The sequence below is a fragment of the Novosphingobium sp. PhB57 genome, from assembly GCF_004342985.1.
GTDB lineage: Bacteria > Pseudomonadota > Alphaproteobacteria > Sphingomonadales > Sphingomonadaceae > Novosphingobium.
This window is the reverse complement of sequence record NZ_SMBO01000004.1, coordinates 282,268-308,990: the sequence shown is the minus strand read 5'-3', so window position 1 is coordinate 308,990 and position 26,723 is coordinate 282,268. Positions and strand designations below refer to the sequence as shown.

General features: G+C 66.7%; 23 protein-coding genes. 10 read left to right on the top strand and 13 right to left on the bottom strand.

Annotation, left to right across the window (positions count from 1 at the left end):
• Nucleotides 1-114: 114 nt before the first annotated feature.
• Both EDF58_RS14610 and EDF58_RS14605 read right to left on the bottom strand, forming a co-directional pair.
• Nucleotides 115-1,554 (bottom strand): NAD-dependent succinate-semialdehyde dehydrogenase, encoded by a 1,440-nt coding sequence (locus tag EDF58_RS14610; protein WP_132266880.1) that lies wholly within the window; start codon nucleotides 1,552-1,554, stop codon nucleotides 115-117.
• A 202-nt stretch (nucleotides 1,555-1,756) separates the two neighbouring features.
• The gene (locus EDF58_RS14605; protein ID WP_132266878.1) at nucleotides 1,757-1,963 is read right to left on the bottom strand and encodes a hypothetical protein; all 207 of its coding nucleotides are present in this window, start codon (nucleotides 1,961-1,963) and stop codon (nucleotides 1,757-1,759) included.
• A gap of 141 nt (nucleotides 1,964-2,104) precedes the next feature.
• Here EDF58_RS14605 and EDF58_RS14600 point away from each other — a divergent pair, with 141 nt between their 5' ends.
• Nucleotides 2,105-2,464 carry a hypothetical protein gene (locus tag EDF58_RS14600; RefSeq protein ID WP_132266877.1) on the top strand — a complete coding sequence of 120 codons (360 nt, stop codon included), beginning with the start codon at nucleotides 2,105-2,107 and terminating at the stop codon, nucleotides 2,462-2,464.
• Between the two features lie 56 nt (nucleotides 2,465-2,520).
• On the opposite strand, the gene EDF58_RS14595 is transcribed toward EDF58_RS14600, so the two are convergent.
• The 5 genes from EDF58_RS14595 to EDF58_RS14575 all read right to left on the bottom strand — a co-directional run bounded on the left by EDF58_RS14595 (nucleotide 2,521) and on the right by EDF58_RS14575 (nucleotide 8,830).
• A complete protein-coding gene (locus tag EDF58_RS14595) occupies nucleotides 2,521-4,293 on the bottom strand; it encodes a M14 family metallopeptidase (protein WP_243654286.1) in 1,773 nt (590 codons plus the stop codon).
• 58 nt (nucleotides 4,294-4,351) lie between these two features.
• Entirely contained in the window at nucleotides 4,352-6,532 is a 2,181-nt protein-coding gene (locus tag EDF58_RS14590) for a TonB-dependent siderophore receptor (protein ID WP_132266873.1), read from the bottom strand.
• 350 nt (nucleotides 6,533-6,882) lie between these two features.
• Nucleotides 6,883-7,401 carry a fasciclin domain-containing protein gene (locus EDF58_RS14585; RefSeq protein WP_243654285.1) on the bottom strand — a complete coding sequence of 173 codons (519 nt, stop codon included), beginning with the start codon at nucleotides 7,399-7,401 and terminating at the stop codon, nucleotides 6,883-6,885.
• 186 nt (nucleotides 7,402-7,587) lie between these two features.
• On the bottom strand, nucleotides 7,588-8,271 hold the full coding sequence (locus EDF58_RS14580; protein WP_132266870.1) for an anti-sigma factor: 684 nt from the start codon (nucleotides 8,269-8,271) through the stop codon (nucleotides 7,588-7,590).
• Nucleotides 8,264-8,830, bottom strand: coding sequence for a sigma-70 family RNA polymerase sigma factor (locus tag EDF58_RS14575; RefSeq protein ID WP_132266868.1), 567 nt, complete (start codon nucleotides 8,828-8,830; stop codon nucleotides 8,264-8,266). The genes EDF58_RS14580 and EDF58_RS14575 overlap by 8 nt, the downstream gene beginning before the upstream one ends.
• Before the next feature lie 231 nt (nucleotides 8,831-9,061).
• Between EDF58_RS14575 and EDF58_RS14570 the strand changes: the two genes are divergently transcribed.
• Entirely contained in the window at nucleotides 9,062-10,135 is a 1,074-nt protein-coding gene (locus tag EDF58_RS14570; RefSeq protein ID WP_132266866.1) for a Ca2+-dependent phosphoinositide-specific phospholipase C, read from the top strand.
• 15 nt (nucleotides 10,136-10,150) lie between these two features.
• Here the strand turns inward: EDF58_RS14570 and EDF58_RS14565 are convergent, their stop codons facing one another.
• From EDF58_RS14565 to EDF58_RS14550, 4 genes are all read right to left on the bottom strand, one after another.
• On the bottom strand, nucleotides 10,151-11,497 hold the full coding sequence (locus tag EDF58_RS14565; RefSeq protein WP_279388327.1) for an MFS transporter: 1,347 nt from the start codon (nucleotides 11,495-11,497) through the stop codon (nucleotides 10,151-10,153).
• 29 nt (nucleotides 11,498-11,526) lie between these two features.
• Entirely contained in the window at nucleotides 11,527-12,735 is a 1,209-nt protein-coding gene (locus EDF58_RS14560; protein WP_243654268.1) for an MFS transporter, read from the bottom strand.
• A 94-nt stretch (nucleotides 12,736-12,829) separates the two neighbouring features.
• Complete coding sequence (locus EDF58_RS14555; protein WP_132266861.1) at nucleotides 12,830-14,389, bottom strand: alginate export family protein; 1,560 nt, start codon at nucleotides 14,387-14,389, stop codon at nucleotides 12,830-12,832.
• 17 nt (nucleotides 14,390-14,406) lie between these two features.
• The gene (locus EDF58_RS14550) at nucleotides 14,407-15,405 is read right to left on the bottom strand and encodes an MBL fold metallo-hydrolase (RefSeq protein WP_207912993.1); all 999 of its coding nucleotides are present in this window, start codon (nucleotides 15,403-15,405) and stop codon (nucleotides 14,407-14,409) included.
• A gap of 150 nt (nucleotides 15,406-15,555) precedes the next feature.
• Between EDF58_RS14550 and EDF58_RS14545 the strand changes: the two genes are divergently transcribed.
• Nucleotides 15,556-16,215, top strand: a complete 660-nt coding sequence (locus tag EDF58_RS14545; protein WP_132266859.1) for a TetR/AcrR family transcriptional regulator — start codon at nucleotides 15,556-15,558, stop codon at nucleotides 16,213-16,215.
• A gap of 78 nt (nucleotides 16,216-16,293) precedes the next feature.
• Here EDF58_RS14545 and EDF58_RS14540 read toward each other — a convergent pair whose 3' ends face one another.
• Nucleotides 16,294-17,433, bottom strand: a complete 1,140-nt coding sequence (locus tag EDF58_RS14540) for an FAD-dependent monooxygenase (RefSeq protein WP_132266857.1) — start codon at nucleotides 17,431-17,433, stop codon at nucleotides 16,294-16,296.
• A gap of 137 nt (nucleotides 17,434-17,570) precedes the next feature.
• Between EDF58_RS14540 and EDF58_RS14535 the strand changes: the two genes are divergently transcribed.
• Genes EDF58_RS14535 through EDF58_RS14520 form a run of 4 tightly spaced genes read left to right on the top strand, consistent with a single transcriptional unit; the run spans nucleotide 17,571 to nucleotide 23,437 of the window.
• Nucleotides 17,571-20,045, top strand: coding sequence for a TonB-dependent receptor (locus EDF58_RS14535; protein ID WP_132266855.1), 2,475 nt, complete (start codon nucleotides 17,571-17,573; stop codon nucleotides 20,043-20,045).
• Between the two features lie 22 nt (nucleotides 20,046-20,067).
• Nucleotides 20,068-21,471: a sulfatase-like hydrolase/transferase gene (locus EDF58_RS14530; RefSeq protein WP_132266854.1), complete on the top strand. Its 1,404-nt coding sequence runs from the start codon at nucleotides 20,068-20,070 to the stop codon at nucleotides 21,469-21,471.
• 9 nt (nucleotides 21,472-21,480) lie between these two features.
• Nucleotides 21,481-22,401: an NAD-dependent epimerase/dehydratase family protein gene (locus EDF58_RS14525; RefSeq protein WP_132266852.1), complete on the top strand. Its 921-nt coding sequence runs from the start codon at nucleotides 21,481-21,483 to the stop codon at nucleotides 22,399-22,401.
• A 31-nt stretch (nucleotides 22,402-22,432) separates the two neighbouring features.
• Entirely contained in the window at nucleotides 22,433-23,437 is a 1,005-nt protein-coding gene (locus EDF58_RS14520; RefSeq protein WP_132266850.1) for a LysR family transcriptional regulator, read from the top strand.
• 27 nt (nucleotides 23,438-23,464) lie between these two features.
• On the opposite strand, the gene EDF58_RS14515 is transcribed toward EDF58_RS14520, so the two are convergent.
• On the bottom strand, nucleotides 23,465-23,908 hold the full coding sequence (locus EDF58_RS14515) for a helix-turn-helix domain-containing protein (RefSeq protein WP_132267213.1): 444 nt from the start codon (nucleotides 23,906-23,908) through the stop codon (nucleotides 23,465-23,467).
• A gap of 113 nt (nucleotides 23,909-24,021) precedes the next feature.
• On the opposite strand from EDF58_RS14515, the gene EDF58_RS14510 reads away from it, so the two are divergent.
• The 3 genes from EDF58_RS14510 to EDF58_RS14500 are packed head-to-tail and all read left to right on the top strand — an operon-like array spanning nucleotide 24,022 to nucleotide 26,650.
• On the top strand, nucleotides 24,022-24,831 hold the full coding sequence (locus EDF58_RS14510; protein WP_132266848.1) for an SDR family oxidoreductase: 810 nt from the start codon (nucleotides 24,022-24,024) through the stop codon (nucleotides 24,829-24,831).
• Nucleotides 24,831-26,414 carry an NAD(P)/FAD-dependent oxidoreductase gene (locus EDF58_RS14505; RefSeq protein WP_132266847.1) on the top strand — a complete coding sequence of 528 codons (1,584 nt, stop codon included), beginning with the start codon at nucleotides 24,831-24,833 and terminating at the stop codon, nucleotides 26,412-26,414. Before EDF58_RS14510 ends, EDF58_RS14505 begins: the two co-directional genes overlap by 1 nt.
• Nucleotides 26,414-26,650, top strand: a complete 237-nt coding sequence (locus EDF58_RS14500; protein ID WP_132266845.1) for a hypothetical protein — start codon at nucleotides 26,414-26,416, stop codon at nucleotides 26,648-26,650. Before EDF58_RS14505 ends, EDF58_RS14500 begins: the two co-directional genes overlap by 1 nt.
• The last annotated feature ends 73 nt before the right edge of the window (nucleotides 26,651-26,723 follow it).

The window sequence follows — 26,723 nt, the reverse complement described above, 5'->3', positions numbered from 1 at the left end:
GTAGTGGCTGCGCTTGCCCGGTGACGGCGAAATGGGCCTGACGCGACAATCGCGAAAGCGCCGGCGGGCGCTCTCGCGATTTTCTGTCGGTCATGCCGGGCGCGAAGCCGGTGCTTAGACGTTCGCCACCACGACGGCGCGCGTGTTGAGGTAGTTGTCCAGTGCTTCGGGGCCGCCTTCGGTGCCGTAGCCTGAATCCTTGATGCCGCCGAAGGGCAGTTCCGCCGAGGACGCCGCGGGCGTGTTCACCCAGAGCATCCCGACTTCGACCCGCCGCGTCAGCAGGTCGGCATTGGCGAGCGACCGCGTGAAGGCATAGCCGGCCAGCCCGAAGGAGAGGCGGTTCGCTTCGGCGATCGCTTCTTCCAGCTTGTCGAAGCCGTGAATCCCGGCGACCGGACCAAAGGGCTCGTCGTTGAACAGGCGGGCATCGAGCGGGACATCGGCCAGCACAGTGGGCTGCCAGAAGTTGCCGACTTCGCCGATCCGCTCGCCGCCGGCAAGCAGGCGCGCGCCGCGTGCCACGGCGTCCTGCTGGAACTCGGCCATGGCCGTCAGGCGGCGGTCGTTGGCGAGCGGGCCCATCTGGGTTTCCGCGTCCAGGCCGTCACCTACGGAGATGCCCTTGGCCAGCTCGGCCATGGCCTGCGCGAACTGCTCCTTCACGCTGTTGTGGACCAGGAAGCGTGTCGGCGAGATGCAGACCTGCCCGGCATTACGGAACTTGGCGCGCCCGGCGCTGCGCACGGCGAGGTCGACGTCCGCATCCTCGCAGACGATCACGGGCGCATGGCCGCCGAGTTCCATCGACACCCGTTTCATGTGCTTGCCGGCAAGGCTGGCGAGCAGCTTGCCGACGGGCGTGGATCCGGTGAAGGTGATCTTGCGGATCACCGGGCTGGCGATCAGGTATTCCGAGATCTCGGCAGGGTCGCCATAGACCAGGTTGAGCACGCCTTCGGGAAGACCGGCATCCTGGAACGCGCGAATGAGCGCGGCCGGGCTCGCGGGAGTTTCCTCCGGCGCCTTGACGATCATCGAGCATCCGGCGGCAAGGCCCGCGCCGATTTTCCTGACGACCTGGTTGATCGGGAAATTCCAGGGCGTGAACGCGGCGACGGGGCCGACCGGGTCCTTGATCACCATCTGGCGGACCGACAGGTCGCTGCGGTGCGGCACGAGGCGGCCGTAGACGCGGAAGCCTTCTTCGGCGAACCATTCGATGATGTCGGCCGCTGCCATGGTCTCGCCCTTGGCTTCCGCCAGCGGCTTGCCCTGCTCCAGCGTCATCACCCCGGCAATGTCGGAGGCACGCTCGCGCAGGAGCGCGGCGGCCTTGCGCATGATCGTGCTGCGCCTGGCAGGCGTGAAATCGCGCCAGACTTCGAACCCGCGCTCAGCCGAGGCGAGCGCGAGGTCCAGGTCGGCGCGGTCGGCATGGGCAACGCGGCCAATTTCCTGTCCGGTTGCGGGGTTCTGCACCGCCAGCGTCCGGCCACCGGCGGCATCGCGCCACGCCCCGTCGATGAAAAGCTGGGTATCGGGATAGGCCATTGCTGCACTCCTTTAGGCGGGGCCGGCGCCGGAAGAAACCGCGCTCGGCCGGACCGACCATATCGGAAGCCGAGGCCATGGCCGCAACCGGCGCAAGGCCGGATGGGCCGTGCAATTGGAGTTTCGGGACTTGCCCTTTTCTCATCGTTCGGCGCGCTGGGACTGCCGGCGCGCCACCGATGAAAACGCGGGCGCGAGGATGTCAGGGCAGATTGCTGTCCCGCCGCTTTTCGCTGAGTTTCCGATCCGCATAGGCGCCCACGGCCGCGGCGGCGATCCCGGCGAGGCCGAAGCGGCGCAGCACGGTTGCGGCCACGACCCCGGCAATCGCGCCGCCGGTTTCATCGACACCCACCACATTGCGGGCGATCCGTTTGCCCGCGATTCCTCCGATGATCTTGCCTAGCATTCAACAGTCTCCTTCTGAGAAAATAGCGAGCGGGGCCGCCGATGGTTCCGTGCCCGACCGGCTGCGATCCCGTCAGGACCGACCTTGGGTTCTGTCCTTTCGCCCCGAACCTGGCTAGGGCGGCGGGAATTGGAGATAGAGATGAGCGATCCGTCGAAGGCATGGGATGGGGAACAGGTCCGCAAATGGCTGGAGCGCCGGTTCGAGGCTTCCCGGCTGGATCAGGCCGCGGCGGATCGGCGCGGGTATGAAGCGCAGGACGATTACGACAAGGCGGCGGCCGAGGAATGGGTCTGCCGCGCGTTGAAGTCTGCCGACTGCACGAACGAGCAGGCCGCCTTCGCCCAGCGAATCAAGGAACTGATCGCTCAGGACGAGTACAAGGTGACGGGCATCTACGACGACACGCGGTTCGAACGGAACGTGCGCGGTCACCTGAGGAAGCTGGCGAAGATGACCAAGGCCAACGAAGGCTTCGAGAAAACCCTGCGCTATCAGTGAGCAGGGCCGAAGGGCGGGCGCGTCCGCGCTCCAAACCCGTCGGCCCCGGCGCTGCATCAGGTCTCCCGGCGGATCGGATAGACCCCGGTTTCCCGGTTGGGCGCCGACGTTCGCTCCATCAGCCATTCCAGCCGCGCTTCGGGGTCCTGCGCGAAGTGAGCATCGCTTGCCACCCGCGCTTCGAAAGCGGTGCGGATTTGCGCATCGCGGGCCAGCAGCGCATCGGCGATCGGCGCCAGCACGAAGTCCTCGCTTCCCGCCGGCGGGGAAAGCACCTCGGGGAAGAAGCCCCAGGCCAGGAACGAGTCCTGGCTCTCCGGCTCCAGCAGGGCCGCGGCCAGAAGCCCGAGCGGCTGGTCGGACGGTACGCGGATGGTGCCGGCGGGCACGGTCTCTGTTGCCCGGGCATGCTCGAACCTCGCCTGCAGCGGCACCCGGCCGTCGTGCGGGGCCTGGAGGGCGGGATCTTTCAGGCGCACCCGGTCCAGTTCCAGCGCGCGGGCCTGTTCGAGAATTTCCATGCGGATCCCGTGAAGGCGTAGGCGGTCGATCACTTCGGCTTGCGCGGCCGGCACCAGCCAGGCCTTGGGCAGGGTTACGGTTTCCACCGGTTCCTGGCCGACGATCGGCATGCGCAGGCTCTTCGGCCGGGCGGTCCAGCGCTGCTCCATTCGTCCCGAAGCGGGCGAGGCATAGCTTTCGAAGGCGATGCCCTTGAACCCCTCGACCCAGCCCACCGGCTCCTTCGCCGGTTGCCAGCGGGTCAGCAGGGTTTCCGGGCGGGCGGCACGGTCCGCCGCTTTCGCCGCGGCAATGGCGGGGGCATCCTGCGCCGCCAGCATCATCGCCCTTTCCAGCAGGACGTAAGTGCCGAGCACCCGCTGGCGATAGGGCTTGAGCATGTGGTTCTCGACCAGCACCGTGGGCACGCCGATGAAGTCTCCATAACCCGTCGAGTAGCGCGGCCCTTCCGGGCTCTGGCGGATGCCGCTCTCCGGGCGGCGCGTGTCGATCGGGCTGGGGTAGATCGTGGGGGTGTGGCCCGCCTTGGCAAGCGCTGCGGTGACGCCGGGGCCGAAGCGCTGCTCCAGCCAGTCCGCGGTCGCGCGGTGGCGCGCATAGCGGCCCCACCCGGCATAAGTGAACGTGATGTCGTACTGCATGTCGAAGCCGCCGCTGACGTGGCAGTCGATGTAAAGGATCGGATCGAGCCGCCGCAGCAGGGCGATCATCGCGCGGGTTTCAGGCGCATCGGCCTTGGCATAGTCGCGGTTGAGATTGATGCCGCGCGCATTGCCCTCGGTGCCCTTTTCGTCCGGCCCGCGCACATGGAGGAAGTTCCAGGCGCTCATGCGCTCGTGGCCGTCGATGTTGAGGATCGGAACGAAGATCAGGTCCACCTCGTCCAGCAGGCGGTCCTTGCCGCGCAGGGCGATATCGCGCAGCAGCATCAGGCCGGCGTCCTTGCCGTCGATCTCGCCCGCGTGGATCCCGGCCTGGACCAGGACGACGGGTTTGGACTTGCCATCGGCTGCAGGGCCCTTGCTCGCGCGGACCAGCAGCATGTCGCGCCCTTCGCCGGTCTTGCCGAATGTCTCCAGTGCAATGAGCGGCGACGCCTGGGCAAGGCGTTCGAGCCAGGCGCGCACTTCCGCGTAGCGCGGCGTGGCTGCGAAGTCGGACACTTCGGCCGGGGTGATCCAGGGGTCGTCTTCGCGGGCGACCAGTTTCTCGCTGGCGCCCGACCAGGCGAGTGCCGGGGGCAGGACATGGGGCGGCGCGTGGCTCGCCTGCGCGGAAGGCTGCGCGAATGCGGGCGAGGCAAGCATGGAGAGCGCTGCGAAGGCGAGGGAAGTCTTCAGCATGAGGAGGGTCTCCCGGAGGATTTCAGAAGCGGGCGCGCAGGCCGACGGTGGCGGTGCGAGGGGCGCCCGGCTGCACCCAGAGCGGGGTATAGCTGTTGGCGTACCAGTCCGCGTCGAAGAGATTGGTCACGCTGCCGAACAGCGCGACTGTTTCCGTCAATTCCAGTTCGCCGAACACGCGGGCCAGCGTATGCGCGGGCAGCGTGAAATCGGTGCCGGTTTCGCCGCGCCGCCGGCTGACATGCTGCACGCCGCCGCCCAGTGTCGCTTCGCGCGAACCGATGGCGAATGTGCGCGCGATCTGCATGTTGACGTTGTGGTCCGGGATGTTCGCCAGCGGATCGCCGGGATTGACCTGGAAGGAATAGGCGGGGTCGAGAACGCTCGAACGGGCCTCCGCATCGATATAGGCATAGCTCAGCAGAAGGTCGAAACCGCCGGGGAGCCGTCCGGCAAGGTCCAGTTCCACGCCGCGGCTGCGGGCCTTGCCGATCGCGACCGAGAAGCCGGGGTTGTTGGCGTCGCTGGCGAGCACGTTGGACTTTTCGAGCTGGAACACGGCCAGGGTTCCATTCAGCTTGCCGCCCAGCAGCGAGAGCTTCACGCCCGCTTCCAGGGACTCGCTGGTCTCGGGATCGAAGATCAGCCCGGCCGCGTCGGTCCCGACATTGGCGCGGAAACCCTGGCCGTAAGCGGCATAGAACGTGACCGGCGCGCTCAGCTTGTAGACAAGTCCGGCCTGGGGGCTGAACCGACCCTTGGTCCGTTTGCTCCGGGTGGCGGTCAGGCGGTTGTCGGTTTCCAGCGTCACGCTGTCGTAGCGCCCGCCCAGACGAACCTGCAGGCGATCGGTCAGTTCGATCTGGTCCTGGACATAAGCGCCACCAGCGCGTTGCCGGTCGACCCTGTCAGTGATGACGGCGGTGGCGGGCAGGGGATACTGTCCGTAGACGGGATCGAGAATGTCGATCACATAGCCTGCCGCTGCGCCGGGGTTCGACGCCAGGAGCGGCGGGCGAAAGCGGCGGAACACCTGGTCGTACGTGAAGGAGTCGTAGTCGGCCCCGATGAGGACGCGGTGGCGCAGGCTGCCCGTATCGAACAGGCCGGCGAGTTCGGCGCGGACGACGGAATGGTCCGCATCGTAGTAACGCGAGCGTCGTTGGCGCGACAGCGAGCGACCATCGCTGTAGACCGCCTGGCGCGAAGCCACCGTTTCCGCATCGGAGGAAAAGCCGGTCAGCAGGGTCTTGCGGATGCTGCCGCCGACAAGCAGGCTCCAGCCGCCGCCAAGCTCGTGCTGAAGGCGCAGTTGATGACCGGTGGCGCGTGCGATCGTGTCTCCGTCTCCAGGCTCGCCCAGAAAACGGGAGCGTGGAACGGTGTGGAAATTGCCGTCCAGAACCACGATACCGCGATCGAAGGGCACTTCCACCCGGCTCTTCTCGAAATCATAGGTCAGGCGGGTGCGCTCGCCCAGCGAGAGGCCGATGGACGGCAGGAAGCCCCAGCGTTTCTGGTGGACATGGTCGCGGAAGGTGTCGCCGTCCTCGGCATAGCCGATCAGCCGCGCGGTGAGGCCGCCGGTCAGCGCCAGATTGACGTCCGCCTCGCCGCGCAGCCGGTCGAAGCTGCCGTATTGCACCGAGGCAGTGCCGTAAGAGCGGCCCAGTTCGGCCTGCTTGGTCACCAGGTTGATGGTGCCGCCCGGCTCTCCGCGCCCGATGAGGGCAGCCGCCGGGCCCTTGAGCACTTCCACGCGTTCGATCCCGGCCACGTCGCGCGGGCCGCCGAAGCCGCGCCCGCCGTTGAAGCCGTTGACGAGATAACCGCTGGGCATGTTCTCGTCGCCGGTGAAGCCGCGAATGGCGAAAGCGTCCCACAGCCCGCCGAGCGTGTTCTGGCGGGCGACCGATGCGTTGAGGTCCAGCGCGTCGCTGAGCCGCTGGATGGTGTTGCGTTGCAGGGTCTCGGCATCGATTTCGGCAATCGACTGCGGGATTTCGGACAAGGCGAAATCGCCGCGATAGGCCTGGCGCACGCCGGTGACGGTAATGGCGCCGCTGCGCTCTTCGCCCGAAACCTCTTCTTCCCGGCGCTGCTCCTCCTCGGCCGCTTCCGCAGAGACGGGGAAGGGCGCCATCGCGAAGGCGAGCGGCAGGGTTCCGGCCAGCAGGCGGCCGTCCTTGGCGAAACGAAACATGATGACCCCCGGTAGTGACGTTGCGGCGGAAGCGCGCAAACGCTCCTGACGGAGGGGCTTCTGTCAGTGCGGCTTCCGCGCGTCAATGATATGTTGCAACATCACTTAAATATTGGAGGTGGCCCTTGTTGCCGTCGCGGCCACCGGTCTCTTTTGCAGGGCCCGCTTACAGCTCAGGCCCGCGACCGGAAGTTATGGGGAATAACCTCGGTCACGGGCCTGAAACTGCGCCGCTATGTCGATCGTGCGACCCGAAGGACTGCGGCGGTGTGGTTCTCCCGGCCATGGGACCGGGAGAGGGTCATGAGGCAGCGACTCTTGTCAGTCGGCCCCATGCGGGAAAACCGGTGTCAGGGCATCAGGACGGTGTCGACGACATGGATCACGCCGTTGGACTGCATGACATTGGCGATGGTGATCCTGGACTTGCCGCCCTTGGCATCGGTGAGCCACCAGGCGCCGGCCTTGTCCTTCCAGGCGGTGAGCTTCTCGCCCTCAACCGTGGTCAGCATGGCCTTGCCGCCGTGCGCCATCGCATTGGCGGCGATGTCGGCGGCGGTCATCCGTCCGGCCACGACGTGATAGGTCAGGACCTTGGTGAGCATCGCCTTGTTCTCGGGCTTCATCAGCATGTCCACGGTTCCCGCGGGCAGCTTGGCGAAGGCGGCATTGGTGGGTGCGAAGACGGTGAAGGGCCCCGGTCCCTTGAGAGTGTCCACCAGCCCGGCTGCCTTGACGGCGGAGACGAGCGTGGTGTGATCCTTGGAATTCATCGCATTGTCGACGATGTCCTTGGTCGAATACATGGCAGCGCCGCCGACCATCGGATTGCTGGCCATCGACTTGCCGGCCATCGACTTGCCGGCCATCGCCTTGTCGGCGGGTGCCTTGGCGCCGACCGAAGCGGCGCCGGAAAGCAACAGGGCGGCGGTGAATGCGGTTGCAAGCGTGCGGGGTAGGGCGTGCATGTCTGACATCCTCTCTTCCGTTTCGCATTCCGTTTCCTGGGATGCGCTCCAGATACGGTACGGCGCACGGCCCGGATGCAGAGGCGATCAGATTTCCGAGATTTTTCCGGTCATGACCGGCGCGGCGCTGGGCGCCTGATGCGGTGCGGTGGCCGGATCCTCCATGGTGATGGCCAGCGTAGCCCCGGATTTCAGGAAGGGCCGCATGGGATCGGCGACCGGCATTTCGGCGCTTCCGGCCTGAATGAGCCCCAGCGAGCGCGGTACGCCGTCCTTCGGGATAACCCATAGTTCCGGACTCTTGCCGGTGCCGGTGGGAGAACCGGCGTCGAAGCGCAGGACCCCGCGGCGGGGATCGAACGCGACGGCCATGATCGCGCCGCCTTCCGCGCCGGACATCTGCGACACCGCCATGCTGCCGTCGGGAACGGTGGGCGCCGGTCGCATCGCCACGAACAGCGCCAGGCTGGCGGCGAGGGCGCCCGCGCCCAGCGCGGCGGCCCGCCAGGCACGCAGCCCGCGCGGAGCCGCGGCGACCGGCGCGCCGATCCGCGCCGCAATGGCGTTCCACACCCTGGATGAAGGCTCGGCGGCGGGAACTGCGGTCAGCATGGGCGAAAGCCGGAGCTGCCACTGTTCCACCCGCCGCGCGAAGGCCGGGTCGCTCAGGCAGAGGCGCAAGGCGGCGGCGCGATCAGCGCCGTCAAGCAGGCCGAGCGCAAGTTCGGCCGCCAGGCCGTCGCGATCCTGATCTTCGGGCATCTCAACCATCGCCCAGGCAATCCTTCAATTTCTGCATTCCCCGTCTGATCCAGCTCTTGATCGTCCCCAGCGGCGTATCCGTGCATTCCGCCAGTTCCTGATACGTCAGCCCTTCCAGGAACGCGCGGCGGATCGCCTGCGCCTGCTGCGGTTGCAGCCCTTCCAGGCAGAGCCGCAAGCGCCGGTGCTCGTCGTCTCCCTCGATCACCGCATCCGCCAGCGGGCTTTCATCGGCAATGGCTTCCACGACACCCTCGGGCGCCGTGTCGAAGCGCCGGTCGGAGCGGCGCCAGTCGATCGCGGCATTGCGCGCAATGGCGGCGAGCCAGGTGATCGGGCTGGCTTTCGCCGGATCGAAGGCCGAGGCGCGGCGCCAGACCTTGACGTAGACGTCCTGAAGCACGTCTTCCGCCGCCTCCCGGTCTCCGCAGATGCGCAGGCAAATGCCGAAAAGCTTCGCGCACGTCATGTCGTAGACCCGGCGCAAACCCGCAGGATCGCCGGCGGCGGCCAGGTCCATGGCCGAAACCAGTCTTGCCCGCTCGTCTGCCACGGCTGTTTCTCTCATCCGTCCGTCCTGACCTCAAGCCTTCCCCGATCAACGGCCGACGGCGCAATTGGCTGCCCGGGCTTCCGGGCGAATTCGCATGATATACGCAGCGGGCCGGTGCGCGGATGCACCCTTGTCGCAATTAGCAATTTCAGTGCCTTGTCGCGCCGATCTGCGCGCTTCGTCAAATGCCTGTAACCGAAGGCGGGAAGGGGCCTTGCGCCAGACCGGCATTTTTTCGGAGCCTTCATGACCCTGTCCGTCCTCGTCCTTGCCGCCGCCGCGATTGCCGCCCAGCCTGCCCCGGTTCCTGCACATGCGCCGAAGATGAACGATATCCAGGCCGTTGGCACGCACAATAGCTACAAGCAGGCGATGAGCGATGCCGTCCGCGCCCGGATCGCGGCGCAAAGCGAGAAACTGGAAATGGCGCTCGACTATTCCCACCGCCCCTTGTCCGAGCAGCTCGACCATGGCGCGCGCCAGTTGGAGATCGACGTCAACTACGATCCCGCGGGCGGCTACTACGCCAAGGGCGCTGCCGACGCGGAACTGCTGAAGCCGGGCTTCAAGGTGCTGCACATGGCCTTCAGCGATGCGGCCAGCAGCTGCGAACGGCTCGTCACCTGCCTGGCGGAGATCCGCGACTGGTCCGACGCCCATCCCGATCATGCGCCGATCATGCTGATGTTCAACGCCAAGGAAGACGCCGATCCCGAGCACGGCAAGGCGGCGCTGCGCTTCGACGAGAAGGCCTTCGACGCGCTGGACCGCGAGATTCTCTCGGTCATCCCGCGCGGGAAACTGATCCTGCCTGACGACGTACAGGGCCGCTATCCGACCCTGCGCGAGGGCGTGCTGGCCGGAAACTGGCCCAGCCTTGCCGCGGCGCGGGGCAAGATCTTCTTCGCGCTCGACGAGCACGAGGCCAAAGTCGCGATCTACCGCGGCAAGCGCAAGTCGCTGGAAGGGCGGGTCTTCTTCGTGAACACCGATGAGAACTCCCCGGCCGCCGCCTATCTCACCCTCAACGATCCCATCGCCGAGGCCGACCGCATCGCGCGCGACGTGAAGGCGGGGTTCATGGTGCGGACCCGCGCCGATGCCGATACATGGGAAGCGCGCGCGGGAACGCTGGCGCGTCTGCGCGCGGCCCTGGCGAGCGGCGCGCAGTACATCTCGACCGACTATCTCTGGGAAGACCCACGCCTGCCGGGATACCGCGTGTCGCTGCCGGGCGGCGTGCCGGTTCGGTGCAATGCGGTGCGGCTCGCCGGTCAGGACCTGGCGGACTGCACGGCGGACCTCGCATCGGTTCGGTGAGGGCTTGGAGGCCTCTCAGGCCTGAGCGGACGGCTCGCCCGAGGGCTGGTCGTCCCGCTCGCGCAGCATGAGCAATGCTCCTGCCGCGACGAGCGAGCCCATGCCCATCAGCACGGCGACGATCGACAGGCCGAACCCGGCATTGAACAGGAAGCCCGCGACGATCGGGCCGAGCGCGGCACCGCCCCGGCCGATGCCGATGACGAAGCCGGTGCCGCCCGCGCGCACTTGTGTGGGGAAGACCTTGGCGAAGAGGGCGTAGAGGCCGACCACGCCGGCATTGGTGCAGAAGCCCGCCGCTCCGGCGATCAGCGCCAGTCCGGCGAGGGTCTCCTGTCCCTGGCCGAACAGCGAAACCAGTACGGTGGAGGCCAGCATGGCCACGATCACCAGCTTGCGCACCGCGATCCGGTAAGTCAGCAGGCTCAGCAGCGTGGCTCCGGCCAGGCCGCCGACATTCGCCCAGACCAATACGTCGCCCGCCTTGGATGCGGCATAGCCCATGTCCACGACGATCTTGGGGATCCACTTCAGGATGAAGTAGAAGGTCATGATGTGGCAGAAGTAGCCGAGCGTCAGCAGGACGGTGCTGCGCGCGAGGCCGGGCGCGAAAAGCTCTGCGATGGACGCTCTGGCGGCGGTGAGGGGCGCAGGCGGAAGCGCGTCGACGGTTTCGTGGCCGAGGCGGCGCAAGGTGGCGTTGATCCGCTCCAGCGCGCCGGGGCCGCGCTTCTGCAGCAGGAAGCCGATCGATTCCGGCAGGAGGAACCAGGCGATCGGCAGGAACACTGCCGTTACCACCGCGCCGAACATGAAAACGTCGCGCCAGTGGCCGGTTGCCAGCAGGCCGGTGGCGATCGAGCCGCCGACGATGGCGCCCATCGGATAGCCTGCCGCCATGATCGCCACGGCCAGGTTGCGATGGCGGTCGTTGGAGAACTCTGCCACCAGGGCATTGGTGCAGGCCAGCATGCCGCCGATCCCCAGCCCGGTGACGAGCCGGATGATCGAGAGGTTCACCACCGAACTGGCCGTCGTCGCCATGGCCATGCCGCCCGCCATGATGACGAGGCAGGCCAGCACCGTCGGCCGCCGTCCGATCCGGTCGGCCAGGTTGCCCAGCGCCACGGAGCCCACCGCCATGCCGATCAGTTCCATCGACAGCACCAGGCCGAGGGCGGCCCGGTCGATCCCCCATTCCGAGGCGATGCCCGGCGAGGCGAAGCTGATGGCCAGCACGTCGAACCCGTCAAGCGCGTTGAGCAGCACGCAGAGCGTCACTGCCGCGATTTGCAGGGGTCGCATCGTTCCCTTGGACAGGATAGTCTGGGGCGACAGGATGGATTGGGGATCTCTGGTCATCGTCATGTCCGGTCTTGCGCGTTTACGCCCTAAAGCGACGGCGGATGGTGAACGGCGCGGTCGATCCGGCCGTAGGTTCGTTCCAGGCACCCCGCGGCCATCATGACCAGGGGCACCGGCAGCGCGAGGCACAGCAGCGCGGTGCCGCTTTCGACATCGCGCATCGTCAGGTAGCCGATCAGCAGCGGCCCGCAGGCCGCGCCGATCCGTCCCAGGCCCAGTGCCCAGCCCAGGCCGGTTGCGCGCGCGGCGGGGGGATAGAACAGCGAGGCGGCTGCGATCATCCCCTTCTGCCCGCCGCCGATGCCGACCCCGGCCAGCATGGCGGCGGCATGGAACGGCGCGCCGCCCCTGGCCGCGAAAGTGCCGAGGAAGACGATGCCGGTCAGCCCCACCGCGCTCATCGCCACGAGGGCGCGGAACGGGCCCATGCGGTCCGCCCACCAGATCATCGGCAAGGCGCCCAGCGCGGTGCCCAGCGTGAACATGCTGGTTGCCGCGACGGCGCTGGAATAGGACAGCCCCTCGCGCGCGGTCAGCAGCGGAAGCCAGGACTGGAGCGCGTAGAACAGGCCCAGCCCGATCGAGAACATGATCCAGAACAGCACCGTTCCGGCGCGCAGGCGCGGCGCGAAGAGGGCGGCGAGGGGGCTGGCGCTCCGAGGCTTGACCTCCTCGACGGGCAGCGCTGCGCTGAGCATCGCGGCGATGAGCAGGGCCAGGGGCACGGTCGCTCCCCAGGGCGCGCGCCAGCCGGAGCGGGGGACGACCCAGCCGCTCACCAGCCCCGCCGCCAGGAAGCCGAGCGAGAAGGCGACGTAGATGCCCACCACTTGCGCGCCGCGCCAGCGCATGCGCCCATGCTGGCTGGCGATGGAAACCGCGCTGGGCAGGGCGGCGCCGATGGCGATGCCGGTCAATACCCGGCCGAGGAACAGCACTTCGAACCCCGGCGCGACCACGCAGACCATCGTTGCCAGTGCCAGGCCCAGCATGGCCCCGCAGAGCACCGGCCTTTCGCCCACGCGATCGGCCAGCGGCGCCACGAAGATGTAGCCCAGGAGCAGTCCGAAGATCGCGGAGGACAGCAGCGGGCCGATCAGCGCGCTTTCGAGCTGCCAGTCATGCACCAGTCCGGGCATCGAGAAGCTCAGGGCCTGAAACGCATAGCCGCTGACGAACAGGGCCATGGCGCAGTAGAGGACCACTTGCCGTTCGCGTCCCTTGGACCGCACCACCCGCACACCGTCTCCCGCCGCCCGGCCGCGCCACGGGGGGCAGGCCCCCGTCCCGGCAGATGCGACCATCGGGAAAGCGGAACCGGCCACCGCGTCAGAACCGCAGGGTCATCATTGTCTGGACGAACAGGTTATCGCCATAACCCGCGCGGCGTAAGACCTTTCCGGCGTCTACGTAATTTACGAAGCCGGTGAGTGCGACATGCGGGTTCAGCGCCCAGTTCGCCTTGAGGCGGGCCACATTGGCGACATGCTTGCCCGCCACGTTCTGCGTGCCGGCGTAGACTTGCGAGTTGCCGCGATAGACGGCGTCGTTCTGGTCCGGGCGCCAGTAGAACCCGGTTTCGCCGGTCAGCGAGAATGTCTTCGTCACCGGCACTACCAGCGTCGGCGCCACGCCCATCAGGTTGACCGCGCCCAGGTAGTTGTCGTCGCTGAAAATGATCGTGGCGTTATAGAGGAAGTTGAACGAGCCGACTTTGCCCGAACTGTCGAAAGTGCCGCCGCCCGAGGCATAATCGGCATGGAAACCGAGCCGGGGCGACGAAGCGCCCTTGGCCAGCGCGACCGACTGGTTGGTGCTCACGGCCCAGGCATCGACCGCGCGGGCGCCGAAACGGCCGTCCTGCTTCATCGCCGTCCAGTCGAAGGCGACCAGGCCGAGGTGGCCCCAGAGCCGCGCGCCGTAGGTCTCGCGCCGGTCCTTGCCTGAAAGGCGGCCTAGGGTGCGGTCGTCGTCCTCGAAGTGATAGTAGAAGGGATCGAGGTAGACCGCCGTGCGGCCCTTGGGCGCGCCGCCGGCAACCACGAAGCTGGAGTAGATACCGCTCAGGGTCTCGCCGTTGCCGATCTTGTCGTCCAGCAGGCCGGTGCCCTGCTCGGTCGGCACGAAGTGGAAGGCGCTGAAGCGGAACCGCCGCCAGTCCATCGACAGGCGGGCGCCGTTCATCGAGACGCGGATGTTGGGATTCTCGCGCGGGCTGATGATGAAGCGGGGGCCGTCGAAGAACTCCTGCCGGCCCACCGTCACCCGTGCCGTGCCCGCGCCGACCGGCGCGCGCACTTCGGCGAAGAGCTGCTGGACGATCAGGTCGTTCTGCTGGATCGCTATGTGCCGGTTCTCGTTCTTCCCGAAGATCCGGCCCGACGCCAGTTCGCCGTAGAAGCGTACCGCGGGGCCGATCCTGAGATCGGCGCCCAGGGTCGTGCGCGAGAGCACTTCCACGCGGTTGGTCGTGTCGGAAAGCAGGGGCCGGGTGGAAAGGCTGACGCTGGCGCGCTGGTCGCCGTTCAGGGTCAGCGAGACGTCGCCGTCCGCCGCCAGCGGAATGAACTTGAGCGGAGAGGCCCATTCCCGCTTCGCCTTCTGGCTTCGCAGAAAGCGCCAGTCTTCCGCCCCGCGCAGCATCATGTAGTTGGGTCCGGTACGCGGCCCCTGTCCGTCCGCTTCGGCCGGATAGGGCGACTTCAGCGGATCGCGTGCCGGGGTGCCGGCGGGAATGACGGGCTGCGGCGACGCGGCGACCACCGTCTGCGCGGGAACCGGCTGCACGTCATCGCCCGTGGCTGCGAAAGCGCAGCCCGGCAAGAGCAGTCCGATCGTCACGCATCCGGTGAGGCCCCGATCGCGCAGCGGAAAAGTCCGGTTGCGCATGATCGTCCTCTCGCGGCTTATCCGAGGGGGATTTCCATGAGATCGCGGCCGACCACGATCTCGCCCTTGAAGTGCCTGGCCACTTCGCTGCGCCACATGTCGTCCGTGATCCACTCCATGTCGCCGGGCACGAAGTGGCTGAGCACCAGCTTCCCGACTCCGGCGCGGGCGGCGATCCGGCCGACCTGTTCGGCGGTGGTGTGGCTCTCGATCAGGTGGTTGCGGAAAGTGGGAGTGCCGTTGGCCCGCTTCACCAGTTCGTCCACGCCGGGGACGTAGAGCACTTCGTGAACCAGCACGTCGGCGCCCTTGGCGAAATCGGCAAGGGCGGGATTGTAGGCGGTGTCGCCCGAATAGACGACACTGCCGTAAGGCGTTTCGAAGCGATAGGCCAGGTTGTCGAGCGGGGGATGGGGGGTGGTGAAGGCGGAGACCTTCACGCCGCCGTCCGACATGACCGGCCCCTGCTTCGGCGCGAAATCATGCGCGCGCAGCAGCGTGGCGGGATCGACGCGGCCCTCGTCCGACATGCGGGTGGCGATGTCCATGTGATTGAGGCGCCAGAAGTCCGCCGCCATCGCCTCTATGCCCACCGGGCCATAGGCGTCGACCGGGCTGCGCAGCGCGCCTGCGGCCCACATGTTGTAGACGAGATTGCCGAATTCGAGCTGGTGGTCCGAATGCATGTGCGAGATGAAGATCGCGCGGATATCGGCAAGGCCGAGCCCGGCTTTCACGATTTGCGCGGTCACGCCCATGCCGGTGTCGATGACGTAGACCTTGCCGTCCACCACCAGGGCATTGGCCGGGTTGGAGCGGGTGCCGCCCACGCGGGGACCGCCCTTGGTGCCGAGCAGCACCAGCTTCGCACCCTTTGCCGAGGCCTTGGCGGTGCTGGCCGGCTGGGCAAGCAGCGAAGAGGCGGAACCGGCCAGCAGGCCGCCGGCAGCGGTGGTCATGGCCGCCTGCAGCAGGCCGCGGCGGTTGAGCATGGGGATGCGCGACGCGAAATTCATGAAACTCCTCTCCACTCTGGGATCCAGCCCTGATCGGGCTTGTTGGCCTTCGCCTAACATCGCCCTGCAGAGCGAGTCAACCAGAATGCGAATCTCATTCTGTTTATCGAAACGTGGACAAGCGGCGCGCTATCGGCAATGCCTCTGTCCATGACGGAGGCGGCGGTGGCGATCGAGATCGAGGATGACCTGGCGAAAGTAGGGGTGACGCCCGCCGTGCAATCGCGCAGCCGCGCCTTGCGCGATCGCCTCATTCGCGAGGCGCTTGCCATCGCGCGCAACCAGCCCTTCGATGATGTCAGCATCATCGATATCTGCGCGGCGGCAAGCTGCTCGACGGGGGCTTTCTATTCGCGGTTCCCGGACAAGATCACGCTGTTCAAGGCGGTCATGGTCTTCGCCGCCGCGGAATCCGGCCCGCTTCTGGAAGGCATCGTGCGCGAGGCGCCTTTCGAAGAGATCCTGCCCAGGCTGGTGAAGGCGCAAGTCGACCGCTATCTGCGCCAGTCGACCTTCTTCAGGTCTGCCTTCAAGGTCAGCCTCGACGCCGAACAGGCGTGGGAGCCGTTTCGCCGAAATGCCCAGAACCTGGCGAGCGCCTATATCGAGCGCCTGCTGGCGCTGCCGGCGATCGACGCGGAGCACGTGAGCCTGGAACGGGTGCGCTTCGCCTTTCAGGTGATGTACGGGGTGCTCAACAATACCCTGATCAACCGGCCCGGCCCTTTCGTCCTCGAAAGCGACGAATTTCCCGCCCTGCTGGAGGACGCGATGCTGGCAACCATGAAGTTGCCGCCGATCCCGGCCTGACCCACGGCGACCGGGCTTGGCTGGGCGTGCCTGTGCGAAAGGGTGGCGCCGAAGCGCCCCCATCCCTCGCGCGCGCGGTCAAAACGGCTCGTTGAGCCGGGCCAGAGCGCCTTCCAGCAAGGCCTTGTGCCGGTCCGGCGAGCCGTGCTCCAGTTGCAACCTGCCGATGCCCACGCTGCTTTCGATCACATCGCGGCACCGCTCGAAGCGGCGCTCCTCGTAGGCAGCCAGACCTTCTGCGACCGTGTCTGCCCGGGCCAGCTCCTCGGCCAGGACGACGCCGCTTTCCACCGCCATCCCGGCGCCGGAGGCCAGATGGGGGGTGGTGGCGTGAACCGCATCGCCCACCAGCACGATCCGCCCGTTGCTCCAGGACCGGGGCTGGAGTGCGGCGGAGAGCGGGCGGTAGTTGATCCAGTCCCCCCGCGTCATGTTGTCGCGGATCCATCCGGCATTGCCGCCGAAGTCCGCGAGCAGCCCCTTCAGGGTCGTATAGAGTTCCTCTTCGTCCATGAAGGTTTCGCGCGGTTCGTGAGGCGTGAGCATCCACATATAGACACTGTCCGGGCTGCAGGCGGTGATGCCGCAGGGGTTGTCGTGGCCCAGGAAGAATTCCCCCGCTTCCAGACCGGGGGGCTTGCGGATCGAGATGCGCCAGCAGCCCTGGCCGGTCGGCTGCGCCGGGGCCATGTGGGGAAAAGCGATCTCGCGCACGGTGGAATAGACGCTGTCGGCCCCGACAACGAGGTCGTAGCGGCCCGTGCTATCGTCCGAGAAGGTTACGTCCACGCCGGTTTCGTCGGTTTCGAGCGTGGTAACGGTCAGCCCCAGGCGGACGGGGATGGCAACGTCCTGCACCCGGCGCTGCATGATCCGGTGCAGCACCGGGCGCATGATGCCGCCGGTTGCGGGCAGACCTTCCTCGATCACGGGTTCGTCGAGATCGTGGAGATGCGTGCCGTCATGGCGGAACAGGCGGGTCTTGTTCGTGATGGCGCCGGCTTTCTTGATCTCCTCCAGCAGGCCGAGCCGCCGATAGGCCCGCAAGGTCGGCCCGGTTATGGTTATGCCCGCGCCATAGACCCGCCATTCCGGATCGAGGTCGATCAGGTCCACCCTGACGCCGCGTTCCGCAAGGCTGATGGCCGTGGCCATGCCGCCGATCCCTCCGCCCACGACCAGTGCCGTGGCGATGCTGCTGATGCTCTCCCGTATCATGAAGACGAGAGGTAGCGCGCCCGCTCCGCCAGACAAATCCGAACTGTGGATGCCTGACCATCGATACAATCGGTGTGACCGGGAGCGATGGCTTGGCTAGCCCTGTGGCCAAGAACAAACACAACGGGAGGAGCGCCATGCGCAATCGACTTATCCATTCATCGAGTCTGGCCGTCCTGGCGCTCGCCGTTTCCGCAGCCGCCGCGCCGGCCGCGGCGCAGGAGGCGGCACCCGCCGCGAGCCCGCCGGCGCAGGACAACGCGGGGATCGGGGACATCATCGTCACTGCGCAGCGCCGCTCGGAAACGCTCCAGAGCGCGGGCATCGCCATCGATGCCGTGGGCGGCGAGAACCTGATCCGGCAGGGCATCACCCAGGCCGACGCCCTGAACAAGGCGGTTCCCGCGCTGACCGTGACCAATGGCGGCGGCTCCAACACCTCGATCTTCCTGCGCGGCGTCGGCAATATCACCAACAACAGCTACAACGATCCCGCCGTTACCCCCAGCTACGATGGCGTGGTGCTGGGCCGGGCGGCCGGTGCCTTCGGCTCGGCCTTCTACGACCTGGCGCGCGTCGAAGTGCTGAAAGGGCCGCAGGGCATTCTCTATGGGCGCAACGCCACCGGCGGCGCGGTCAACATCATTCCCAACCGTCCCGAACTCGGCCGCAATTCCGGCGGCTTCACGCTTTCGGTGGGCAATTACGATGCCGTGGGCGCGGAAGGGTTCTTCAACCTTGGCCTGGGCGACAACGCCGCCTTGCGCGTCGCCGCCACCCACCAGTACCACGACGGCTACAATCGCGACGGCAGCGACGATGCCAACCGCAGCGGCATCCGCGCGCAATTGCTGTTCGAGCCTACCGACAAGCTCAGCATCCGCTTCGGCGGCGATTATACCCATGTCGGCGGCGTGGGCGCGGGATCGAGTTATATCGGCGCCTTCACGCCCGGCCCCAACGGCTTCACTTTCGCGCCCGCGACGGGGCTGGGATCGTCCGAGGGCTTCAACACGGATGCGGCCAATGCCTATCGCCAGACCCAGCTCGGCGCGCCCGGCTTCGGCTTCCTGAACGCGCTTAACCGCCAGCAGATGATCGACGCCACCTATTGGGGGCTCAATGCCGAAGTCACGCTGGAAACCGGGATCGGCACGCTGACGGTGCTGCCAGCCTATCGCAAGACGGACTTCACGACCTACTTCTACGGACCCGCCTTCAACACTGCCTATAACGACGAGCAGGACCGCCAGGCCAGTCTCGAAGCGCGCCTTGCGGGCAAAGTGGGGATGTTCGACTACGTCGTGGGCGGCTTCTATTTCGACGAGAAGATCCGCAACGTCGGCGAATACAACCAGGAATTCGTGCTGCCTATCCAGCGCTATACCCACAAGACGACCAGCTGGGCCACCTTCGGCCAGCTCACCGCCCATCTCACCGACCAGTTCCGGCTGATCGGCGGCCTGCGCTATACGCACGACAAGAAGTCGATCAACGGCATCATCAACAACTTCATCGCCTATTGCGGCGGGCTGCCGCCCGTCACGCCGCCGGGATCGTTCGCGCAGGGCTGCGCGGTGCCGGGCAATCTCCCTCACTTCCCCAATTTCACCACGACGGGCGAGACGGTGAACTGGCTGATCGAAAACGGCTATATCGCGCCCGGCAGCACCGACGATGCGAACGGGCAGTTCTATCCGCTGCTGAACGGGGCCGGGATCATCCAGAAGACTTATTATCCTGTGGTCGATTCCGGCAAGTTCAGCCGCGTGACCTGGAAGGCGGGTGCCGAATTCGACATTGCGCCGGAATCGCTGCTCTATGCTTCGGTGGAAAGCGGCTACCGTGCCGGCGGCTTCCAGCTCTCCGAAGGCAATCCGAGCTACGATCCCGAATTCATCACGGCCTATACGATCGGATCGAAGAACCGCTTCCTGAACGACCGTGTCCAGCTCAACCTCGAAGCCTTCTACTGGAAGTACAAGGACCAGCAGATCAACTACTTCACGGTTTCGCCGGACTCCGTGCTGATAAACACCATCGACAATGCCGGCCGTGCCGACATCAAGGGCTTCGACGTCGATCTCATGGTCAAGCCGATGCGCAGCACCACGCTTTCCGCCAAGGTCCAGTACCTCGACACCGAGTACAAGGAGCTGACGCTGACGACCGCATCGCCGCGCAACAATATCAACTGCCCCTATACCGCCACGGGCAACTTCCTCAGCGACGGAAGCACCCCGATCCTGGCGTTCGACTGTTCGGGCCGTCCGCTGCTCTATTCGCCCAAGTGGACGATCAACCTGGGCGCGGAACAGATCGTGCCGCTGGGTGACAAGTACGAACTGGTCGGCAGCGTCAACACGTCCTGGCGTTCCTCGCAGTACGGCGCCTTCGAGTACCTCGATTTCGAGAAGATCCGGCCCTACTGGCTGACCGACGCCAACCTGACCCTGCGCATGGCGGACGGCGGCTTCTCGATCGGGGCCTATGTCCAGAATATCGAGAACAAGCGCCGGATCGCCACGCCGCAGTCTTCGCCCATCGGCTTCGCCGTGGCGCGCTATACCGCGCCGCGCACTTATGGCCTGCGTCTCTCGGCGAGCTTCTGAGAATATGGCCGAGGAAACGAGGATGCCTGCCGATCGCCGCCGGGTGCTGGGATGGCTGGGCGCGACGACCGCACTCGTCGCGCTTGCCGGGCCGGGAAGGGCGCTTGCCCGCCCGGCCGCTCCTTCGGGACGCCTGCCGAACATCGTCTACATCATGGCTGACGACCTCGGCTATGCGGACCTTTCCGCCACCGGATCGCATGCGATCCGCACACCGGCCATCGACAGTCTCGGCCGTGACGGGGTGCGTTTGACGCAGGGCTATGCCAGCACGCCGATCTGCTCGCCCACGCGCACGGCGCTGCTGACCGGCTGCTACGCCCAGCGCTTCGCCATCGGTATCGAGGAACCGCTGGGCCCCGGCGCGCCGCCGCGTATCGGTGTGCCGCTGGACCGTCCGACGATCGCCTCGGTCCTGCGCGACCGGGGCTATCACACCAAGCTGATCGGCAAGTGGCACTTGGGCGAGCCGCCCGAACACGGCCCGCTCCAGCATGGCTACGACGAGTTCTTCGGCGTCGTCGAAGGCGCGGCGGACTATTTCCGGCATCACATGGTCATGGGCGGCAAGGACGTCGGCGTGGGCCTTGCCCAGAATAACGCGGCGGAGCAGCGGGAGGGCTACCTCACCGACTTGTTCGGGGACGAGGCGGTCAAGACCATCGAGGGGGCAGGCGACAAACCGCTGTTCCTGTCCCTCCACTTCAACGCCCCGCACTGGCCCTGGGAAGGGCGCGAGGATGCGGCGGTGGCCAAAGTCCTGCCCAATTCCTTCCACTATGACGGGGGCAATCTCGCCAAGTACAAGGAAATGGTGGAGGCGATGGACCAGAACGTCGCCAAAGTGCTGGCCGCGCTGGAACGCACCGGCAAGGCGAACAATACCATCGTCGTCTTCACCAGCGACAACGGGGGCGAGCGGTTTTCGGAGACCTGGCCCTTCATCGGCCACAAGGGCGAAGTGCTGGAAGGCGGCATCCGCGTGCCGATCCTGATGCGCTGGCCCGGGCAGATCGCGCCGGGATCGATCTCCGATCAGGTCATGGCCTCGATGGACTTCCTGCCGACGTTCCTGACGATGGCCGGGGGTGACGTGGCGAAGGCGGGCAAGGTCGACGGGGTGGACCTCTCCGCCCAATTGACCGGCAAGGCGGCATCGGTGCCGCGCACACTGTTCTGGCGCTTCAAGGCGAACGAGCAGGCCGCCGTGCGCCAGGGCAACTGGAAATACGTGAAACTCGGCGGGAAGGAACACCTCTACAACCTGGCCGAGGACGAGCACGAACGCGCCGAACGCGCTGCTGCCGAGCCCGCCAAGCTGGCCGAGTTGAAGGGCCTTTGGGACGGCTGGAATGCCCAGATGCTGCCCTACCGCGTCGATGGATATTCCGAGGACGTGCGCAAGGCGTACTCGGACAGATACTAGGAGAAGAACGTGAAAGTGCTCGTCACCGGCGCCGGCGGTTTCGTCGGCCGGCAACTGGTTCGCCGCCTGCTGGATGCGGGCCACGCGGTCGTGGGGATCGACAGCCATGCAGGGGCCATTCCGGCCGGCGCGCAGGCGGTGGCAGGCGATCTGGGCGATGCCGCCGTGCGGGCGCAAGCTCTGGCCGAGGGCTGCGACGCGCTCGTCCACCTCGCGACCGTGCCGGGCGGGGCGGCGGAGGCCGATCCTCTGGCTTCGCGCCGGATCAACATCGATGCCATGTACGACCTGCTGCTGGAGGCAAGCGCGCGCACGCCGGGCTTGCGGGTCGCCTATGCCAGTTCGATCGCGGTCTATGGCGATCCGCTGCCGGCGCATGTCGACGATGGGACCCCGCTTTCGCCCAGGATGATCTACGGCGGGCACAAGGCGATGATGGAGCATGCCGTGGCGATGTTCTCCAACCGCGGGCTGATCGACGGCGTGACGGTGCGCCTGCCCGGCATCCTCGCGCGGCCGAAAGGGCCGTCGGGCATGAAATCGGCTTTCATGTCGAACCTGTTCCATGCGCTGAAGGCGGGCGAGGCCTTCACGTGTCCGGTCTCGGCCGCGGGCACGATCTGGGCGGAATCGCTGGAATGCGCGGCGCGAAACTTCGTACACGCCCTGACGCTCGATACCGCGCTGCTGCCGCCGACCCGCGCGGTGACGCTGCCGGCGCTGCGCCTGACGATGGGTGAGCTTGCCGCCGAGATCGCGCGCCAGTGCGGTGTCTCCGCCGATCTCGTGCGCTACGAGCCTGACGCCGCGCTGGAGGCCGCCTTTGCCGCGCAGCCCCCGCTTGCCACGCCGGCGGCGGATCATGCGGGCTTCGCGCATGACGGCGATGCTGCTAGTCTCGTTGCCAGCGCCCTTTCGACTTTGGAATAACCACCAGCGAAACGGGGAGCGGGAGATGGCAATGCGTTTTGGAAGACTGGACCTCAACCTGCTGGTCGCGCTCGATGCGCTGCTGAGCGAGAAGAGCGTCTCGCTCGCGGCGGACCGGCTCTGCCTCTCGCAATCGGCAACCTCCAGCGCGCTGGGCCGCCTGCGCGAGTATTTCGCGGACGATCTACTGGTGGTGAAGGGCCGCAACATGATCCTCACCACCCGCGCCGAGGAACTGATCGAACCGGTCCGCGCGGTGCTGGAGCAGATCCGCACGACCATCTCGGTCGCCCCGGCCTTCGATCCCATGACCGCCGACCGGCAAGTGCGGATCATGGCCTCCGACTATTCCACGCAGGTCCTGCTGGCCGAGGCGCTGTCGGAATTCGAGCGCGATGCCCCCCAGATGCGCTTCGAGATCCAGCCGATGAACGACTTTCCGATCGAGGCGCTCGAACGCGGCTACATCGATCTCCTGCTGACCATCGACTACGCGATTTCCGCCGATCACCCCAGCCTGATCCTGTTCGAAGACGACTATGTCGTGGTCGGCTGGGAGGGCAATCCGGCGATGCAGGGACCGATGACCAAGGACGTCTACTTCGAACTCGGCCACGTCACGGCGCGGTTCGGCAAGGCGCGGGTCCCCGCCTTCGACGACTGGTTCGTGCGCCGCCAGAAGCAGCAGCGGCGCGTCGAGGTGGTGGCGCCGACGTTCCTCTCGATCTCGGGCCTGGTGATCAATACCAACCGGATCGCCACGATCCACCGGCGCCTGGCCGAGCAGGTGGTGCAGAACATGCCTCTCATCATGCGGGAGATCCCGTTCGATTTCCCGCCGATCCGCGAGGCTCTGCAGTGGCACTTGTCCAACAGCAACGACCGCGCCCTGCGCTGGATCGTCGAGCGCCTCCAGCTCATCGCCGCGCGCAAGGTCGACGAACCCGGCAATGTCGTGGCATTCGCCGCGCAGCGGATCGACCGCGACGCGCTGGAAGTCGAGTATCGGATGAACCACCCTCAGCCGCCGCGCTGAGCGGCCTGCGGTCCAGGAGTTAACGGCCTAGTCCTCCGCCTCGCGCGCGTCGAAAGCGACGCGTGCGGCAAGGATGGAACCCTCGTTGGCATTGACCCAGTCGATCATCGCCCGCGCCTGCAGGGCCAGCGCCCTCCCCAGCGGGGTGAGGGCATAGCTGACGCGCGGCGGTACGTCCGCACTGATGCTCCGCTCCACGAAGCCGTCGCGTTCCAGGGCGCGCAGCTTCTGCGTCAGCACACGCTGCGAAACGTCGCCTTCGTTGGACAAGTCCGACAGCAACCGGCGCAGCGCGGCATGGCGGCATGGCCCGGTGGTCAGCACCAGCAGCACCAGCGTGGTCCAGCGGTCTCCCAGCGCCCCCATGACATTGCGCACCGGCGCATCGCGGGCGGTGCCATGCGCCGCCATGTCGGCCGCCAGCGCGACGATGGCCGGCCGCGCTGGCAGGTCGTCCTCCGCCTCAGCCATCATCGCGCCGGTCCGCCCGAGGGTACAAAAAAGTGCCGTCTTCTCACCATCGAAGGCCACTTTATGACCAGTGAGGACAGGGTCAATCGCTGGCTCGCAAACGGGAGAGAAACATGGCCATCGACGCCATCCGCCTCGACGGAAAAGTGGCCGTCGTCACCGGCGGGGCAGGAGGGATCGGCTCGGCGACAGCGCGGCTGATGGCGGCGCGCGGCGCACGGGTCGTCATCGCGGACATTGCGGAAGAGGCCGCGGCGGCGCTCGCCGGGGAACTGCCCGGTGCCATTGCGGTGCCTCTCGATCTGGAGCAGGAAGCCTCGATCGAGGCGCTGATCGCCCGGACGCTCACGCATTTCGGCCGGCTGGACGTGCTGCACAACAACGCCGCGCTGCTCGGCCCCGACATCGCGCAGGCCGACGGCGATGTGGAGCACATGGCCACTGCCCTTTGGGACCAGACTTATGCCGTCAACGTGCGCGGTACGATGATCGCCTGCCGCGCCGCCCTGCCGCACTTGCGCGAGACGCGCGGCAATATCGTCAACACCGTCAGCAACCTGGCGCTGCAGGGCCACCTGATCCAGGCGGCCTATTCCTCGTCGAAGGCGGCGGTGATCCAGATGACCCGCGCCATCGCCGCCAGCCACGGCCTCCACGGCGTGCGCTGCAACGCCGTCGCCCCCGGCATGACCATGACCCCGGCGCTGCGCGAAGCCTTCCCGCCCGTGCTGCGCCAGGCAGTGGAGGACGAAACCCTGCGCGACAGTCTGGGTGAGCCGGAGGACATTGCCGAGGCAGTGGCCTTCCTCGCCTCCGACGCGGCGCGCAACATTACCGGGCAAGTGCTCGTCGCCGATGGCGGCTGCGCCAGCCACGTTCCCGGAATCGCACAGTTCCGGGCCTTCTTTTCGGGAGAACAGTGATGAGCGAGTACGACATCGTCGTCATGGGCGGGGGCCACAATGGCCTCGTCGCCGCCGCCTACATGGCCAAGGCGGGCAAGAAGGTGATCGTGCTGGAACGAAAGCCGCACTACGGCGGCGGCGTTTCCACGCGTGAGCTGATCCAGCCCGGTTTCTGGCATGACGAGCACTCCAACGTGCACATCATGATCCAGGGCAATCCGATGCTGCGCGAGGACGAACTGGGCCTGCTGGGCAAGTTCGGCCTGGAATACATCTATCCCGAACTGCCCCATGCCTCGATCTGGGAAGACGGGACGATGGTGCGATCCTGGCGCGATCTGGACCGCACGTGCGAGGAAATCGCCATGTTCTCGCCCCGCGATGCAGAGGCTTATCGCAAGTTCGCCACAGCCTCGATGGCAGCGCTGCCGATGTTCATGTCCGGCCTCTACGCCCCGCCGTTCCCGATGGGCGCTTTCGTGGCGATGATGGACCAGTCGGACGAAGGGCGCTTCCTGCTCGACGTCATGCAGCGCTCCGCGCTCGACGTGGTGAACCAGTATTTCGAAAGCGACCTGCTGCGCCTTCACATCGTGCGCATGGTCACCGAGAACCTGCAGATGCCCGATGAACTGGGTACCGGCATGGGCGCTTTCCTGATGCCGGGGATCATCCACGCCTATGGCTGCTCGATGCCCAAGGGCGGCTCCGGCCAACTCTCCCACGCGCTGGTCCGCGCGATCGAGCATTTCGGCGGCGAAGTGCGCTGTAATGCCGAAGTGCGCCGGGTGATCGTGTCGGGCGGGAAAGCAGCGGGCCTCGAACTGATCGATGGCGAGACTTTCATGGCGAAGGACGGCGTGATCGGCGCGATCCACCCGCATGTCCTGCGCAAGTTCGTGGCCGAAACGCCTGAGCCGGTGCTTGAGCGTGCCGAGCGGGTCACCCAGTCCACCTTCTCGATCAACCTCACGCACCTGACGCTGAAGGAGCGGCTGCGGCTCAAGGTCGGCAATGAAACCAATGCCATGATGACCGAGCTGATGGACTTCTACACCATGCGCGACATGCTGCTGGAGTACGACAAGCTGCGGCGCGGCGAAGTGTCCGAACGGCTGATCGCGGGCGGGGACAACACCATCTTCGATCCCAGCCGCGCCCCCGAAGGCGCGGGCGTGTTCTACGGTGTGAACTTCGCCCCCTACGACCTCTGGCCCGGCGGACCGGCATCGTGGGACGAGTGCAAGGAAGAGATCGCCGACAAGGCGCTGGCGCAGTACCGCAAGTTCTACGCGAACCTTGATGACGACAACATCACCGGCCGCCTGATCCGGTCCCCGCTCGATCACGAGCGGGACAGCCCGGCCAGCTTCCTGAAGGGCGATATCCACGGCTGCGCGCCGTTCTTCTACCAGTCGGTGGGCCACCGACCGACGCCGGATCTCGGCTCGTTCCGGGTGCCGCAGATCGACGGGCTCTACCTCGTCGGGCCGTTCATGCACCCGGGCGGCGGCGTGTTCGGCGCAGGCCGGGCGACGGCGATCCAGATGATGGACGACCTCGATATCGAATTCGACAAGGTCTGCGGGGAGCGGGTGTGATGGCCGATGCGAAGAAGGCGCCTGTCATGCGTATCCTCGATGGGCAGGACAAGGAACTGATGGCGGTGCGCCGGATCGAGCGGGACGGGGAGAACCTCGTCATTCGCGGCAAGATCTTCGGCGCCATGCCGATGGTGGCGAAAGTGACGCCCGAGGAGGCGCGCGCCGCGCTGAAGCTGCTCGATGCGCGGACGATCCTGTTCATCGTCAGTCTGCTGTTCCGCAGGAGCCGGTGAAGGCTGGCCGCATCGGCCCGCTCGATAGCACCGATCCCATTCCATGCGTTTTTCGGCGCGGCCCGCGGCCTCC

Excerpts from the sequence above, each read along its gene's own strand:
- EDF58_RS14545 (WP_132266859.1), top strand. The coding sequence starts at position 15,556 with ATGACGGAGGCGGCGGTGGCGATCGAGATCGAGGATGACCTGGCGAAA.
- EDF58_RS14580 (WP_132266870.1), bottom strand. The coding sequence starts at position 8,271 with ATGGTTGAGATGCCCGAAGATCAGGATCGCGACGGCCTGGCGGCCGAA.
- EDF58_RS14590 (WP_132266873.1), bottom strand. The coding sequence starts at position 6,532 with ATGTTTCGTTTCGCCAAGGACGGCCGCCTGCTGGCCGGAACCCTGCCG.
- EDF58_RS14530 (WP_132266854.1), top strand. The coding sequence starts at position 20,068 with ATGCCTGCCGATCGCCGCCGGGTGCTGGGATGGCTGGGCGCGACGACC.
- EDF58_RS14540 (WP_132266857.1), bottom strand. The coding sequence starts at position 17,433 with ATGATACGGGAGAGCATCAGCAGCATCGCCACGGCACTGGTCGTGGGC.
- EDF58_RS14505 (WP_132266847.1), top strand. The coding sequence starts at position 24,831 with ATGAGCGAGTACGACATCGTCGTCATGGGCGGGGGCCACAATGGCCTC.
- EDF58_RS14555 (WP_132266861.1), bottom strand. The coding sequence starts at position 14,389 with ATGCGCAACCGGACTTTTCCGCTGCGCGATCGGGGCCTCACCGGATGC.
- EDF58_RS14500 (WP_132266845.1), top strand. The coding sequence starts at position 26,414 with ATGGCCGATGCGAAGAAGGCGCCTGTCATGCGTATCCTCGATGGGCAG.
- EDF58_RS14595 (WP_243654286.1), bottom strand. The coding sequence starts at position 4,293 with ATGCTTGCCTCGCCCGCATTCGCGCAGCCTTCCGCGCAGGCGAGCCAC.
- EDF58_RS14535 (WP_132266855.1), top strand. The coding sequence starts at position 17,571 with ATGCGCAATCGACTTATCCATTCATCGAGTCTGGCCGTCCTGGCGCTC.
- EDF58_RS14575 (WP_132266868.1), bottom strand. The coding sequence starts at position 8,830 with ATGAGAGAAACAGCCGTGGCAGACGAGCGGGCAAGACTGGTTTCGGCC.
- EDF58_RS14510 (WP_132266848.1), top strand. The coding sequence starts at position 24,022 with ATGGCCATCGACGCCATCCGCCTCGACGGAAAAGTGGCCGTCGTCACC.
- EDF58_RS14605 (WP_132266878.1), bottom strand. The coding sequence starts at position 1,963 with ATGCTAGGCAAGATCATCGGAGGAATCGCGGGCAAACGGATCGCCCGC.
- EDF58_RS14585 (WP_243654285.1), bottom strand. The coding sequence starts at position 7,401 with ATGGCCGGCAAGTCGATGGCCGGCAAGTCGATGGCCAGCAATCCGATG.
- EDF58_RS14565 (WP_279388327.1), bottom strand. The coding sequence starts at position 11,497 with ATGACCAGAGATCCCCAATCCATCCTGTCGCCCCAGACTATCCTGTCC.
- EDF58_RS14515 (WP_132267213.1), bottom strand. The coding sequence starts at position 23,908 with ATGGCTGAGGCGGAGGACGACCTGCCAGCGCGGCCGGCCATCGTCGCG.
- EDF58_RS14610 (WP_132266880.1), bottom strand. The coding sequence starts at position 1,554 with ATGGCCTATCCCGATACCCAGCTTTTCATCGACGGGGCGTGGCGCGAT.
- EDF58_RS14600 (WP_132266877.1), top strand. The coding sequence starts at position 2,105 with ATGAGCGATCCGTCGAAGGCATGGGATGGGGAACAGGTCCGCAAATGG.
- EDF58_RS14570 (WP_132266866.1), top strand. The coding sequence starts at position 9,062 with ATGACCCTGTCCGTCCTCGTCCTTGCCGCCGCCGCGATTGCCGCCCAG.
- EDF58_RS14520 (WP_132266850.1), top strand. The coding sequence starts at position 22,433 with ATGCGTTTTGGAAGACTGGACCTCAACCTGCTGGTCGCGCTCGATGCG.
- EDF58_RS14550 (WP_207912993.1), bottom strand. The coding sequence starts at position 15,405 with ATGAATTTCGCGTCGCGCATCCCCATGCTCAACCGCCGCGGCCTGCTG.